The sequence below is a fragment of the Nonomuraea sp. NPDC051941 genome (genome assembly GCF_044593615.1).
Map to the genome: position 1 here is coordinate 1 of NZ_JBIUCF010000088.1, position 14,043 is coordinate 14,043.

At 69.2% G+C, this 14,043-nt stretch carries 10 protein-coding genes and 1 pseudogene; 7 read left to right on the forward strand and 4 right to left on the reverse strand.

Features of this window, described 5'->3' with window-relative positions; all coding sequences use genetic code 11:
• Positions 1 to 446 precede the first annotated feature (446 nt).
• Positions 447 to 1,940 carry a TetR/AcrR family transcriptional regulator gene (locus ACIHFD_RS64570; RefSeq protein ID WP_397375397.1) on the forward strand — a complete coding sequence of 498 codons (1,494 nt, stop codon included), beginning with the start codon at positions 447 to 449 and terminating at the stop codon, positions 1,938 to 1,940.
• A gap of 705 nt (positions 1,941 to 2,645) precedes the next feature.
• On the opposite strand, the gene ACIHFD_RS64575 is transcribed toward ACIHFD_RS64570, so the two are convergent.
• Both ACIHFD_RS64575 and ACIHFD_RS64580 read right to left on the reverse strand, forming a co-directional pair.
• A complete protein-coding gene (locus tag ACIHFD_RS64575) occupies positions 2,646 to 4,163 on the reverse strand; it encodes an RtcB family protein (protein WP_397375398.1) in 1,518 nt (505 codons plus the stop codon).
• Positions 4,164 to 4,486: 323 nt separating this feature from the next.
• A complete protein-coding gene (locus tag ACIHFD_RS64580) occupies positions 4,487 to 5,833 on the reverse strand; it encodes a CHAP domain-containing protein (RefSeq protein WP_397375399.1) in 1,347 nt (448 codons plus the stop codon).
• Between the two features lie 129 nt (positions 5,834 to 5,962).
• Here ACIHFD_RS64580 and ACIHFD_RS64585 point away from each other — a divergent pair, with 129 nt between their 5' ends.
• Both ACIHFD_RS64585 and ACIHFD_RS64590 read left to right on the forward strand, forming a co-directional pair.
• A complete protein-coding gene (locus ACIHFD_RS64585; protein ID WP_397375400.1) occupies positions 5,963 to 8,971 on the forward strand; it encodes a BTAD domain-containing putative transcriptional regulator in 3,009 nt (1,002 codons plus the stop codon).
• Between the two features lie 102 nt (positions 8,972 to 9,073).
• Positions 9,074 to 9,730 (forward strand): M15 family metallopeptidase, encoded by a 657-nt coding sequence (locus ACIHFD_RS64590; RefSeq protein WP_397375401.1) that lies wholly within the window; start codon positions 9,074 to 9,076, stop codon positions 9,728 to 9,730.
• 80 nt (positions 9,731 to 9,810) lie between these two features.
• On the opposite strand, the gene ACIHFD_RS64595 is transcribed toward ACIHFD_RS64590, so the two are convergent.
• Positions 9,811 to 10,371: a hypothetical protein gene (locus ACIHFD_RS64595; RefSeq protein ID WP_397375402.1), complete on the reverse strand. Its 561-nt coding sequence runs from the start codon at positions 10,369 to 10,371 to the stop codon at positions 9,811 to 9,813.
• 187 nt (positions 10,372 to 10,558) lie between these two features.
• On the opposite strand from ACIHFD_RS64595, the gene ACIHFD_RS64600 reads away from it, so the two are divergent.
• The 3 genes from ACIHFD_RS64600 (at position 10,559) to ACIHFD_RS64610 (ending at position 13,118) form a co-directional block, all read left to right on the forward strand.
• Complete coding sequence (locus tag ACIHFD_RS64600; protein WP_397375403.1) at positions 10,559 to 11,167, forward strand: TetR/AcrR family transcriptional regulator; 609 nt, start codon at positions 10,559 to 10,561, stop codon at positions 11,165 to 11,167.
• A gap of 189 nt (positions 11,168 to 11,356) precedes the next feature.
• Positions 11,357 to 11,863, forward strand: coding sequence for an aldo/keto reductase (locus tag ACIHFD_RS64605; RefSeq protein ID WP_397375404.1), 507 nt, complete (start codon positions 11,357 to 11,359; stop codon positions 11,861 to 11,863).
• A 28-nt stretch (positions 11,864 to 11,891) separates the two neighbouring features.
• Complete coding sequence (locus ACIHFD_RS64610) at positions 11,892 to 13,118, forward strand: MFS transporter (protein WP_397375405.1); 1,227 nt, start codon at positions 11,892 to 11,894, stop codon at positions 13,116 to 13,118.
• Between the two features lie 44 nt (positions 13,119 to 13,162).
• On the opposite strand, the gene ACIHFD_RS64615 is transcribed toward ACIHFD_RS64610, so the two are convergent.
• On the reverse strand, positions 13,163 to 13,492 hold the full coding sequence (locus ACIHFD_RS64615; RefSeq protein ID WP_397375406.1) for a helix-turn-helix domain-containing protein: 330 nt from the start codon (positions 13,490 to 13,492) through the stop codon (positions 13,163 to 13,165).
• A gap of 207 nt (positions 13,493 to 13,699) precedes the next feature.
• On the opposite strand from ACIHFD_RS64615, the pseudogene ACIHFD_RS64620 reads away from it, so the two are divergent.
• A pseudogene (locus ACIHFD_RS64620) lies at positions 13,700 to 14,042 on the forward strand (SDR family NAD(P)-dependent oxidoreductase).
• Position 14,043 lies beyond the last annotated feature (1 nt).

Sequence of the window (14,043 nt, forward strand, 5' to 3'; positions counted from 1 at the left end):
TCTTTCTCCCCCTCTCCTTCCCTATCAACAACCCCCCCCCCCCCCCCCCCCCCCCCCCCCCCCCGCTTCTCTATGCAGCGCCCGTGCCTTCCAAGGCTTACTCTCCGCATTCGATCGAGAACCCAGACCCCACCCTTACAGCGGTAGGACACCACGGAGAGCCCCCGCACAGCAGGGTTCACGGCACTCCCAGATGCCCCATTGGTACCAATGGTACCTTTTTGAACCCTAGTCACTCCAAGTTGATCTGTCAAACTGGAGCCAGCACGACTGTTGGGTGCGCAACTAGAGTCAGGCCCCGCAAGGAGGTGCCGGGCGCACCTGAGACGGCGCTGTCGCGCCTGTCCCTTCCCCCGTCACGGAACCCGGCCCGACACCAGGGCACTCACGCGGAATGTAGCCGCTTCCCAACAACGCTTTCAGAAGCCAGTGTTACGCTCTCGTCCGTGACGGAAACCAAACCTGTTCAGAGCGCTGGCGACGTCAAACGGGCGCGTACGCGCGCCGCCCTTCTCAATGCAGCTCGCGCGTTGTTCACCGAGCGTGGCTGGTATCGCACGAGAATCGAGGATGTCGCCAAGACGGCGGGCGTGAGTGCGGCTACGGCGTACAATCACTTCAAAAGCAAACAGATCCTCATGGGATTTGTTTACCGGCCACTCGTCGGCCGCCTCCTGAAGTCGGTGGAGCGCGCCCTCAAAGACGACTCAGATCCTATGGACGCGATACTCCGTCACTTTTACGATTTGGCGGCGCTCGCGCGTAGGCGTCGACAGTTGACCGAGTCTCTGGTCGCCGCGATGCACGAGCAGACTCTGAAACACGGGCAGGTGGCCGTGGAGCCGGACGAAGAAGATATCCGCCATTTGGTGCCGCTCTACACCATGCTCGCCGACCTCATGGAACACGGCCGGAAGCGAGGGCTTCTCCGATCGGGGTCCTCGGTGATCGCCGGGGCGATCTTCTACACCGACACGCTACTCCATCACGCACTCAACCTGCGCGAAGAATCCGCCCACGACACGGCGCTGCTTATGCTGGACCAGTTGCTTTTACGTTGGGCGGCGAACCCTGAGGTCTTGAGCCACCATGCCTCGATCACGCTGGATCCGGACAGGCAGGGCGAAGAGGACCTCTCGCTCGTTCTGCATCGGCTCATGCGGCAGGGCCCGCGCGAGTCCCGGCAATCTCTGGCCAATACTGCCTTAACCAGGGAATATCTAGAGGCCGGACTGCGCTTGGGCGTTACGCAGCACGCCCAGCACGGTGATATGGGGTCGGTTGCCGACGCGCTTCGCCCCTATTGGAACCTGCCACCGGCGGACGAGACGTACAGAGAGATCGAGAGAGCAAGACGGCAGGCTGGAGACGAACAGGAATTCCACGACAGATGGCCCGCCCAGGACGACTTCGCCCTGGACCTGCTTTCCTATGTGTTGTGGACCAGGTACTGGAGGCCAGAATCCGCTAGGAAGTCAGCGGAACTGATCTCCAATGCGATCGACCCGGTGCACGCTGCCCAGGAGGTCGGCAACCAGGAACTGGAGTCCATTCTGGAGAGCCCGGTAATCGGCCTTTCCTTCATCGCGACGGCCGCGGCCGATAGATTTCCCGAGCTGAAGACCACAACCGGCACCGCTAGAAAGGCGATCCGTCGGAAATGGGCCCCCATCTATGAGGAGATGCTGGCGGTCAATGACCTGAAGTTAAGGCCTGACATCAGCATCGAGGACCTTGCTGACATTCTCTCCATAGTGGTTGAGGGAGTCGCCTCCCGCGTACTGTCCGGCCCCCAGGAGGAGGGCGAGCGCCTGCGGGGGCTCTTGCGGAAGGCGGTACTCGCGGTGTTGGTTTCGGCGGTCGATTCCGGGGACGATCTGAAGCTCGAGGACTTACTCCGGCGATTCATTGTGGCTCCGCGCCAGATCTCCTCACAGTGAGTTTTTCCGGCCTGCGTACACTGGCGAGCGCGCGACTTCTCCAGGCGAGCCCGGCCGTTCGGGGCAATTTGGCGGGCGCGCGGCGCCCGTTCTCGCCACCCGCTGCGGTCGGTGCACGGAGCGGGTACTCCACCGCTACGTTTACGGCGGGACAGTCCCGATTCTGGGCAACCGTCCGAAGAGCCGGGACAGAGCGACGGTCGCCTCCACGTGGGAGAGCGGTGCGCCCAACCACATTTGCACCCCGTACCAAACCTGAGATGACCGCGCTGCTCACCGCCTACGTCTAATGTCTCAGCGGTGGTTTCAGGGCGAGCCGCGTCGAGAAGCAGATCAGTTTCTCCCACGGCGCCAGGTGGCAGCGTAACCGTCCTGTTCCGCGTTGATGTGGATCGGGTAGAAGCCTTCGGCCATGAAATTCACCGAACCGACTCCGGTAGCCGACGGCATTCCGTTCTCAGGACGATCATCACAGGTCGGATGCCTGATCAAACCTCCTCTGGACCGCGATCTCTTAACGTCAGTTCGCAAATCGAATGTAGAGCGAGAGCGCCGCGCAAGCACATGCGAGGAGCGGCGAGGCCGGACGAACTCCCATGGCGACCGCCAAGCTCCCTCTCAAGGGCTTGGCGATCACCATGTACCCCGAGCTGTGATGCGGCCTCTACATGGGCCGGCAGCCGATACCGTGCGCGGGGAAGGCGGTCAGCCCTTGACGGTGAGGAGCGGGCGCAGCTCGGCCACCGGGTCCGCCACACCTCCCGCGTGCAGGCTCGACACCACGGGTCCGATGTCCTTGTACGCCCACGGAGCTTCCTGCTTGAGGTCGCGCCGCCAGGCTGCCATCACGTCCGCGCGGCGCGCCACGGTCGGATCGCGGTGGTCCAGCGGCGTGACCACGCGGAACTCGCGCAGGAACGCGTCGAGGTCATGGTCGCCGGCCCGTGCGGTGGCGCCGCGCGGGACGCGCCGTCCGGCGCCGTGGCAGGCGCTGGCCAGCGTGCGGGCGTTGCCGTGGCCCCGCAGCAGGTAGCTGGACGCTCCCATGGACCCGGGCACGATCACGGGCTCGCCCCACATCGCGTACGGGCCGCCGGTCATCTGCTCGTGACCACCCGCCGGCGTCGCGCCTTTGCGGTGGATGACGCGGTCCTCCTCCTGCCAGAACAGGTTGTGCGGCGCGTCGTAGACCAGCCGCGCCGTCATCTGGCCGCATTCGGCGGCGAGCCCGGCCCGCATGGTGAGGGCGAGGAAGAACCGATTGCCTGAGGCGAAGTTGGCGGCGTTGCCGAACGCGTCCAGGTAGCGGCTCCGGGCGGCGGCCGTGCGCTCGTTCAGCAGGAACGGCAAGATCTGGTTGCGGGGTCGCGACAACCCCGGCGGCCAGGTCTGGCGCAGCCGGTCCAGCGCTGTGGCGTTGGCCTGGTGACCCAGGGCCAGTGAGCCGCTGTGCACCATCAGGACGACCGCGCCCGCTGTCAGGCCCCACGCGTACGCGGCGGCGGGATCGTGGATCCGTGCCACGTACTGCAGTTCGGCGAAGTGGTTGCCGCCGCCGATGCTGCCGATGAGGCTGTCGTGGCTGGCGGCCTCGGTGCCGCCCGCGCTGGTGATCCAGTCGGCGAACGCATCGGCGGTGCCGGTCGGGTACGCCGGAGCGTGCATGCGGTCCAGGCAGTCCTCGGTGTCGGTCGGCTGGTGGCCCTGCCAGGGGGCGTCGCCGGTGAGCAACAGCCCCGGGAGTCCGTCGCGCAGGAGTGCCTCCCGCTGGGCGGGGGTGAGGGCGATGCGGCGGCCGCCCTCGAAGAACAGGTGCCGCAGCCGCCGTTCCAGGGCGTCCAGGCGCGGCCGTACCTGCTCCACGGTGAGTGAGGTGACCTCCAGCCGCATGCCGCAGTTGACGTCGTTGCCGACCGCCTGCGGGAGCAGCGCGCCCTCGGTCTCGATGACCGTGCCGATCGGGATGCCCGCGCCCTTGTGGAAGTCGGGGGTGAGGACGAGGCGGATCAGGCGGGGCGGCGGGCCGTCGTGGCCGGGTACGGCCTCGGCGAGGCCGGCGAGGGTGTCGGCGGTCTCCAGGACGGACAGCACTTCGTCGACGGCGGCCGGTTCGAGAGGCACACGTTCGTCGGCGCAGATGTCGACGGGGACGTCCCAAGGGTTCGGGAGGGTGAGCCACTGCTCGTCTCGGCGCATGAGACGGCGGTCCTGACGGGTGCGCATGATGGTGAAGTCCTTCGGGCTGCTGAAAGCGATGCAAGGGCGGGCGCGGTCGAAAGCGCGCCGGAGAGGGCGACGGACCGGGGCCGCCGCCGTGGGCCTCGTGGTTCAGCAGCCGCGAGGTGAAGGCGTGTCCGACTGTAGTACGGCACGCGCCGCCCACACCACGGATTTACGCCTCCTGTCCGCCCTCCCCTGCCTCAGCCCGATCGGATGCGAGTAGCGCGTTCAACCCGCGCTGGTTGCTCCTGGCTCATGTCACGGCGGTGGGGCGTGCTGCCTGCTGGCGGCACGCCCCACGCGCGATCCGGATCACCGGCTACCCGTTAGCGGACGATACCCTGGGTGTCGATGTGGTTGCCGTCCCAGTCGCCGATGATGGGCAGGTCGGAGGCGTCGCCGTAGCCGATGGAGGTCGTGGTCTCGGTGGCGCTGGTGACAGGGCTGGTACGCATGTAGAAGGTGCCGTTCATGCGGACCCCGACGTTGTCCTTGCCATCGCCGTCCCAGTCACCGACCAGCGGGGCGGCACCTGCGTCGCCGTAACGGAAGGTGTAAGCGGCCGCTCCGGTCTGAGGAGTGTTGGACAGGTAGAAAGTGGCATTCGTGGAGCTGTAGGCGCTGACGGTGTCCTTGCCGTCACCATCCCAGTCACCGACCAGAGGGACCATGTCGGCATCGCCGTAGGCGACGGAGGTCGTCGTCTCAGTGCCGCTGGTGACGGGACTGGTACGCATGTAGAAGGTGTTGCCCATGCGGACCCCGACGTTGTCCTTGCCATCACCGTCCCAATCGCCGACCAGCGGGGCGGCACCGGCGTCGCCGTAACGGAAGGTGTAGGAGGCCGCTCCGGTTTCGGGGGTGTTGGACAGGTAGAAGGTGGCGGTGGTCGGGTCGAAGCTGCTGACGGTGTCCTTGCCATCACCGTCCCAGTCACCACGGATCGGGACCATGGGGCTGTTGCCGTACGCGACGACCGGGCGGGTGGCCACGTTCGAGCTCTGGCTGTCGGACAGGTAGAACTCCAGGACGCCGAGATTCGGCGAACCGCCGTCGATGCCGACCGGTGAGGAGTAGCCGACGATGTCGATGTCCGATCGCGAGTAGCTGTGGGCCTTGATCGCGTCGCCGCTGTTGCCCTCGATCGTGTAGACGGTGCTCGCGTTGGACGAGGTGACGATGCCGACGTGGTCGATGTCCCCGCTCTGGTCCCAGTCGAACACCAGCGCGTCCCCGGGCTGAGGGGTGTAACCGCTGGAGCGGGCGTGCCAGGTGCCGTACGTGGTCCCGTAGTCCTTGAAGGAGGAGGCCCAGCCGGTCAGGATGCCCCCGCTGGTCTCGGCCACGTCCGCGTAGCGCACCCCGGCGGTCTTCCAGACGTATTTGGAGAAGTCGGCGCACCAGTCGCTGTTGCGGAACTGCACGCCGTCCCCCGCACCGCAGCCGGAGGCCGACTTCCACGTGCGGAATACCCCTGTGTAGTAGTTGCACCCGCTACCCATGGGGTTCTCCTTGTTGCGGGCCGCCTTGCCGGCTTCCGCCTGCGCGACCGAGACGATCGTGTCCCGGCTCGCCGCGGAGGCCGGGGCGGTGAGGGCCGCCTGCAGCCCCACCACCGAGATCGTCGCCGACAGCAGGCAGGTGGTGGCGCGCTTGGCCATCGAGTTCTTCATGACGTCCCTCTCGCTTGCGTTGCTTGACGAGAACTGAGACTGGTCGGGGTCTCTCCAAATGGACTGCAATAGCGCTGTACCGGTCCGTACTGGCATGATCGGTGCGGGCACGAAACCTGGGAGATTCACATGGAGTTACGGCTCCTGGGACCGGTGGAAGTGTGGACCGGGGGACGGCAGGTGCTCCTCGGGGGCGCCAAGCCGCAGTCGCTGCTGGCCGCTCTGCTGCTGGAGGCGGGCCGCGTCGTCACGGTCGACAGGCTGATCGAGGCGATCTGGGAGGACGATCCGCCGACGACCGCCCGCGGCGTGCTGCAGACCTACGTCGCCTCGCTGCGAAGAGCCTTCACCGGCGCGGAGCTGCCCGACGTCATCGTCTCCCACCGGCTCGGCTACCTGGCCGAGATCCCCCCGGACGTCCTGGACCGAGACCTCTTCCAGCGGCTCGTCACCCAGGGCAGGCAGTCCTCCCAGCAGGGGCGGCACGAGGAGGCGGGCGAAACCTTCCGTACGGCTCTGCGGCTCTGGCGCGGCGAGGCCCTGGGCGGGATCGGCGGCGCCTACCTGCGCGCGGAAGCCGTGCGGCTGGAAGAGCTGAGACTGGCGGTCACCGAGGAGCGGATCGCCGCGGACCTCGCGGCCGGGCAGGACGAGCGGCTCATCGACGAGCTGGCCGAGCTGGTCGCGCTGCACCCGACGCGCGAGCGGCTGCGCCGCGACCTCATGGTAGCCCTGTACCGGGTGGGCAGGCAGGCCGACGCGCTGGCCGTCTTCCAGAAGGGCCGCCGGGTGCTGATCGAGGAGATGGGCGTCGAGCCCGGGCCCGAGCTGCGCCAGGCGCAGGAGGCCATCCTGCGTTCGGACCCCGCGCTGGCCAGGCCGGTCAAGGCCGCGCCCCGCATGCCCCGCCAGCTGCCCTCCCCCGTGCCCGACTTCACCGGGCGCGAGAAGGAGATCGTGGCGCTGCGTGACCATCTCACCGGCTCCGGCGCCACCCCGATCTGCGTCATCTCCGGCCAGGGCGGCGTCGGGAAGTCCGCCCTGGCACTGCGTACGGCACACGAGATCGCGCACCACTATCCCGACGGGCAGCTCCACGTCGAGCTGCGCGGCACCACAGGCACGCCGGCCGGTGCCGAGGAGGTGCTCGGGCGGCTGCTGCGCGAGCTTGAGCCCACCGGCGCGCCGCTCCCGCTCACGCTGGAGGAGCGCGCCAGCCGCTACCGGACGCTGCTGGCCGACCGGCGCCGGCTGATCGTGCTGGACGACGCCGCCTCGGAGGCTCAGGTACGCCCGCTGCTGCCGGGCAGCGAGGGCTGCGCGGTGATCGTCACCTCCAGGAACCGGCTCGCCGGGCTGTCCGGCGCCATGCTCGTCGACCTCGGCATGCTGCCGCCCGAAGCGGGCATCGACCTGCTCATCCGCATCGCGGGCGAGGAGCGGATCACCGGTGACCCGGAGGCGGCGGCGCGCATCGTCGGCCGGTGCGGGGGCCTGCCGCTCGCGCTGAGGGTCGCGGGCGCGCGCCTGGCCTCGCGGCGCCGCTGGTCGGCTCAGCGGCTGGCCGACCGGCTCGCCGACGAGCAGCACCGGCTCGACGAGCTGGCCGCCGGTGACCTGGAGGTACGCGCCAGCATCGCCCTCAGCTACGACATGCTCTCCGCCCAGGAGAAGCGGGCGCTGCGCCGGCTGGGCCTGCTCGGGCTGCCGAGCTTCCCCCTCTGGGTGGCCGCGACCGCCGTGGACATCGGCCCGCGCGAGGCCGACCAGCTGCTGGAGCAGCTCGTGGACACCTCGCTGGTCGACGAGGTGGACCCCGACGAGACCGGGCAGGCCCGTTACCGGCTCCACGACCTGGTCAGGCTGTTCGCCGGCGAGCGCGCCCGGGCCGAGGAAGGGGCCGAGGAGCTGACGGCGATGACCAGAAGGGTGCTGGGCGGCTGGCTGTGGCTGGTCGAGCAGGTCAGCAAGGTCGTCCCGACCGGGGCCGTTCCCCTGCGCGTCACCCCCGGGCTGCCGCACCCGGTTGGGGATGAGGCGGCCCGCCCGGCGCTGGCCGACCCGCGGGGCTGGTTCCGGAGCGAGGAGGAGTCGCTGATCGCCGCCGTCGAGCTGGCCGCCTCGATGGACCTCGACCAGCTGGCCGTCGACCTCGCCTCCGCGCTGTCCCTGGTGGCCCTCGGGAGCAGCCAGTACGTCGTCGACGACCCGTTCACCTCCTGGCACCGCACCCACGAGGCGGCGCTGGCCGCGGCGCGCCGCACCGGCAACGTGCTCGGCGAGGCGAGCCTGCTGGCGGGCCTGGGGCAGCTCTACTACGAGCGGGACTTCTACGCCGAGTCCCGCCAGTACCTCAGCCAGGCGCTTTCGCTGTTCCGCGAGGCCGCGGACGTACGGGGAGAGGCCTCCACCCTGGCCGCTCTCGGCGCGGCGTGCCGCGAACAGGGCTACCTGGCCGAGGCACTGCACTTCCTCGGCGAGGCCGAACCGCTCTGGGAGCGCCTGGCCGACACCGCCGCCATCGCCCACGTCAAACGGCTGACCGGCACGGTACGTCTCGAACGCGGCGACTACGCCGCCGCCTGGACCGACTTCACCACGGCGCTGACCCTCTACCAGGAGGCCGGCAGCCAGCGCGGCGCCGGGCTGACCCTGCGCAACATGTCGCTGCACCACCGCGCCAGAGGCGAGTACGACCTGGCCGAGAAGATGTGCGAGCAGGCGCTGGAGATCTTCCGGCAGCTCGGCGACCGGCTCATGGTGGCCTACTGCTCCCGTTCGCTGGCCAAGGTCAGGCTCCGGCTCGGCGGGCACGAGCAGGCCCGGCGGCTGCTGGAGAAGGCGCTCGGCGTCACCCGGACCCTGCACGACCGCTGGGGCGAGGCCTGCACCCTGCGAACCCTCGGCGAGCTCAACCTGGCCGAGGGCCGCCTCTACCAGGCCAAGGCTGATCTGGAGGAGTCCGTGCGGCTGTGGGAGGCGCTGCGCCTGGGTCTGTTCCGGGCCCGTACCCTGCGGGACCTGGCGCTGGTCCACGAGGCCCTCGGCGATGACGCCACCGCCCGTACGACCCGGGCCGAGGCGCGGGAGGTGTTCCGGCTGCACGGCGCCCGCGAGTACGAGGAGATGTCGCAGTAAAAACCGTTTCAGGGGGATTACAGCGGTCTTGGATCCCGCTCGTGAACCATGGCGACGGCACGCCTCATGTGGCGTGTCCATGGTTCACAACGGAGGGCTTCCATGCCGAAGATCGTGCTCCTGTCCGACCCGCGGATCGCCGCGGTCTCCGTCAAGGAGTGCGGGGAACCGCTCGTGGACCTGCGCACCGTGGAGGCCATCCGCGTCGATCCGAGGCTGGCCGACCGCGAGGGGGCCTACGCGCACGTACGGCTGAGCGTGGCCGACCGGCTGGTGGCCGCGCAGACCCGGCTGCCCCGCGAGCTGCGCCTGCTGATCACCGAGGGGTACCGTCGGGTGGGACTGCAGCAGCAGTACTTCGACTCATCGGTCACCCGTCACCGCGCCGCGCACCCCGGCTGGGACGAGAGCCGCGTTCGCGTCGAGGCCAGCAGATACGTCTCCCCGCCCGAGGTGGCCCCCCACGTCACCGGCGGCGCGGTCGACCTGACCCTGTGCACCTCCAACGGCGACGAGCTGCCGATGGGCACGCCGGTCAACGCCACCCCGCCGGAGGACGGCGAGGCCTGCTACACCGCCTCGACCGCCATCTCCGCGGAGGCCACGGCGAACCGGCACATCCTGGGCACCGCCATGACCTCCATCGGCTTCGTCAACTACCCGACCGAGTGGTGGCATTGGTCCTACGGCGAGCGCTATTGGGCCTTCACCACGAGCGCTCACCACGCGCTGTACGGCCCCTGGGAGTTGCCGTCCTGAAGTGGACGGCGCGGCCGGCGGCAGCACACCGTCACGGGCCGGCCCCGATGACGACGACGTCGTACGTGTTGCCGTCCAGGTCAGTTTCCCTTCGCGGCGCGGCCGAGACGGAAGGCCGAGATGAGGAAGAAGATGCCGCCGGGGATGGCGTAGCCGGCCGCGTTGGCCAGCGTCGGGTCGGCCGCGGAGGCGCCGAGGATGAAGGACGCACCGGCGAGTACGGAGATGCCGCCGCTGATGATCATCGGCCACTGGCCGCCCATCTTGCGGCGGGTGACGCCCACGATCAGCTGGACCAGCCCGGCCACGACCGCCCAGGCGCCCCACACGCGCAGCACAGCCGGGATACCGGACGCGCAGGCGACGGCCACGCCGACGGCGGTGATCAGGCTGACCGCGATGTTCACGTACAGCAGGGCAGGTGAGCCGGTGGCGCGCGACGCGCGGGCGTCGACGACGGCGGCGGCCACGTCGAACAGCGGGTAGAGCACGAGCAGGGTGACCGCGAGCGGACCCAGGTTCGAGGCGGTCGTGAACATCGCGAGAGCCCAGACGATGGCGAACGCGAACCGGACGAAGTACAGCCGCCGCAAAGCGGACGCGGTCCCGGAAAAACCGGGCGAAGCAGCGATCGTGCTCATGATGATCCTTTCGGTGGATGAGCGATGTGGGGAGCGGCCCGTGGCCGGCCTTCTCATCCGGTGTGGGGTCCTGCCAGGCCGTCGCCTCGCTCGCGCCTAGCTAGACCGAACGTTCTATCTCGGCACAGCATGGCAACCTGCGGCGCAGAAAGTCAAGACCGAACGTTCTACCCCCTAAGATGGCCGTATGCCCAGCCAATCCGAAGGCCGGCCGTCCGAAGCGCGGTCCCGGCTGCTCAACACGGCCACCCGGCTCTTCTACGCGGAGGGCATCCACGCCGTCGGCATCGATCGCATCGTCGCCGAAGCACAGGTGACGCGAGCCACCCTCTACCGGCACTTCCCCGGCAAGGAAGACCTCGTCCTCGCCTACCTGAACGAAGTCGACCGGGCCATGCGAGGTCAGGCCGACGAGGCCGTCGCCGCCGGACTACCGGCCGCCGGCACCATCCAGGCCCTCAGCGAGTCCATCGCCCAAGGCATCCAGTCCCCCGGCTTCCGGGGATGCGCCTTCCTCAACGCCGCCGCCGAGTATCCCGACCCCGAGTCCCCGGTGCACAAGGCCGTGCTCGCCCACCGCCAATGGTTCCTGGACACCGTCACGGCACTGCTGGCCAAGATCCAGGAGACCGGCGCCGAGCCCGCCGCCCGCCACTTCGTGATGATGCGCGACGGCGCCATGGCCGCCGGCTGCCTGTTCGACCCGGTGCTGATCTGCGAGACCTTCCTGCGCGGAGTCGAGAGACTCCTGCAGGTTTACGCCGTCACCGACTACAGCGGACCGGCGGGCGCCTGAAGCCGCAGGCCTCCGCCGGCGGACGCTCTCAGCGACGGCGGTGTCGACGAGTGGGCGACCGCGCAGCTGCGCTTCGGCAACGGGGTGACGGCGTCCGTGCGGCGGGTGTGCGGATGGTCGACAACAACACCGTGCAGATCGTCGGGTCGAAAGGCACGATCGAGATGCTCGACCCATGGGCCCGGCCTCGTGCGCATTTTCGGCGGCTCGAACTGGTCGATCCGACGGGTGGACGAGGCCAACGCCTGGGCACGGGCCCATGGCAAACGCGGCTTCTCGCTGCTCAGCAACTACTTCGGCCTGGCCGAACCCAACAAGCTGCCGTGGCCCGGCTACCTGGACGCGTGCGACGCGGAATCGATCCGCTGGCTCACCGAACGGCAGCTGCCGCTACTCGCGTGGTCGGCCCGGTCCCGCAACTTCTTCACCCGAGCCGATCCTTCGGACCGTACGGACGCGACGCTGGTGCGGTGCTTCTACGGGCCGGAGAACTTCGAGCGGAAGCAGCGAGCCGAAAAGCCGGCCCGCGACTACGGCGTCTCGCCCTCGGCGATCGCCATGGACTACGTCCTGCACCAGCCTTTCCCGACGTTCGCCCTGTACGGGCCGAAGACGCTGGAGGAGTCGAGAGCCGGCTTCAGGGCCGGCCAGATTCGCCTGACCGCCGAGCAGGTCGCCTGGCTACGTGGCGGGTGAGTAAGATCGCAACGAGGATGATGCTTTCGTGACGATTCCGGCGAACGGCAGCCGGCGGATGCCCGCCGGGCTCATCGCGCTGACCCTCGGCAGCTTCGGGATCGGCCTGACCGAGTTCGTGATCGCGGGCCTGCTCCCCCAGGTGAGCCTGAGCCTCGCCGTGTCCGAGGCCGCGGCGGGGTGGCTGATCTCCGGATACGCGCTGAGCGTCGCGGTCGGCGCCATCGTGGTGACCGCCGCCACCAGCGGGCTGTCCCGCAAGTCGGTCCTCATCGGGCTGGTGGCACTCTTCGTCGCCGGCAACCTCCTTTCCGCCGTCGCGTCCGACTATCCGGTGATGCTGCTCGGCCGCGTCGTCGCCGCCCTGTGCCACGGTTCGTTCTTCGGCATCGGCTCGCTCGTCGCCCGGCGCATGGTGCCGCCGGAGCGGGCGTCGAGGGCGGTGGCGGTGATGTTCGCCGGGCTGACCCTCGCCAACGTCCTGGGCGTGCCGTTCGGCGCGCTGGTCGGCGAACGCTGGGGCTGGCGCGCCACGTTCTGGGCGATCACCGTGATCGGCGTGATCGCCCTGCTCGCCATCGCGGCGCTGGTGCCGGGCTGGGCCGGCGCGGTGGACCGTACGCATCCCTCGGCGGCTTCCGGCCTGAACGGGCTGCGCGTCCAGCTCCGCGCGTTCCGCTCCGCGCAGGTCTGGCTGACGCTGGCGGCCACCGCGCTCGGTTACGGCGGCATGTTCGGCGCGTTCAGCTACATCGCCTACACCTTCACCCAGGTCACCGGCTTCTCCAGCGCCGACGTGGCCTGGCTGCTCGTCGTGTACGGCACCGGCCTGGTGATCGGGAACCTGGCCGGCGGGCGGGCCGCGGACCGCAACCGGGATCGCACGCTGATCGCCTCCCTGGCCGGCCTCGCCGCCACGCTCATCGCGTTCGGCCTGCTGGCCGGCAGCCCCGCCGCGTCGGTGGTCCTGGTCTTCCTGCTGGGCCTGTTCGGGTTCGCCGCCGTCCCCGGCATGATCACCCGCGTCACCGACTACGCGAACGGCGTCCCGCTCGCCGCCAGCGCCAACGTCTCGGCCTCCAACGTCGGCAACGCGCTGGGCGCCTGGCTCGGCGGCCTGGCCATCAGCGCCGGCCTCGGCTACGCCGCTCCCCTGTACGCCGGCGCCGCCATCGTCCTGGCCGGCCTCGCGGTGATGACGATCAGCGCACGACGAGCATCGGGCGAGCGCGAACAGACCGCCGTGCCTGGGTGAGCACCCACCGGTCGGCGTGGCGCCGATGAGTGGTGGCATTTCGACTACGGCAGCCGGACCGCCTGCGGGCCGAGTGTGTCGACATGCCTTCCGCCATCCGGACCGGGTCGGAGCCGGTCAGGCGCGCATGCCCCGGCGTAGGAGCGACCACCCACGGGCGGCCGCGCCGTTACTGAAGACGGCCAGTGCAAGGCTGAGCCGGTCGGGAAAGTCCGATAGAGACCGCTCTGGCCGACTCCCGCAGCGCGAGCGACCAGGCTGAGTGGCGCGTCGTAGCCGACGTTCGCGAACACTTCGCGGGCCGCCGCGATCAGTGCCGCGCGATTGCGAGCGGCGACGCGGCGTCCCTTGCCCGCCGGACGTGCCGCGGACATGACTCTCACACCACCGACCGGACAACAGTGTCCGCATGCTCAACATCAGCATGCCCCGCATTCGACAATGATCAGTCAGACGGGCTACATTGTTACCGGACAGCATTGTCCGGTTGTGATACTCGCTCCCGACAGGAGAGGACGTTGAGCGCTTTCGACAGCAAGATCTGCCTGGTCACCGGCGCGGGCTCCGGCATTGGCCGGGCGATGGCGGTCGCCTTCGCCAAGTCCGGCGCTCGCGTCGTGGTCTGTGATGTCAACGAAGAGAGCGCTCATCGCACCGCTGCCGACATCGGCGACGAGGCGGCGGTCACGGCCCTGGTGGAAAACGGCGATCGACGCGTACGGCCGGATCGACGTCCTGTGCAACAACGCCGGGATCATGGACACGATGGCCTTGCCCGCCGGCATCACACTGGCCGAGTGGGAACGCGTCCCGCGCATCAACCTCACCGGTACGTTCCTGGTGACGCACGCTCTGCTACCGCACTTGCCGAGGCAGGGCGGCGGCGCGATCATGCCGGTGGACGGCGGCTGGTCGGCGGCCTGAC

Excerpts from the sequence above, each read along its gene's own strand:
- ACIHFD_RS64575 (WP_397375398.1), bottom strand. The coding sequence starts at position 4,163 with ATGCGCACCCGTCAGGACCGCCGTCTCATGCGCCGAGACGAGCAGTGG.
- ACIHFD_RS64580 (WP_397375399.1), bottom strand. The coding sequence starts at position 5,833 with ATGAAGAACTCGATGGCCAAGCGCGCCACCACCTGCCTGCTGTCGGCG.
- ACIHFD_RS64585 (WP_397375400.1), top strand. The coding sequence starts at position 5,963 with ATGGAGTTACGGCTCCTGGGACCGGTGGAAGTGTGGACCGGGGGACGG.
- ACIHFD_RS64590 (WP_397375401.1), top strand. The coding sequence starts at position 9,074 with ATGCCGAAGATCGTGCTCCTGTCCGACCCGCGGATCGCCGCGGTCTCC.
- ACIHFD_RS64595 (WP_397375402.1), bottom strand. The coding sequence starts at position 10,371 with ATGAGCACGATCGCTGCTTCGCCCGGTTTTTCCGGGACCGCGTCCGCT.
- ACIHFD_RS64600 (WP_397375403.1), top strand. The coding sequence starts at position 10,559 with ATGCCCAGCCAATCCGAAGGCCGGCCGTCCGAAGCGCGGTCCCGGCTG.
- ACIHFD_RS64615 (WP_397375406.1), bottom strand. The coding sequence starts at position 13,492 with ATGTCCGCGGCACGTCCGGCGGGCAAGGGACGCCGCGTCGCCGCTCGC.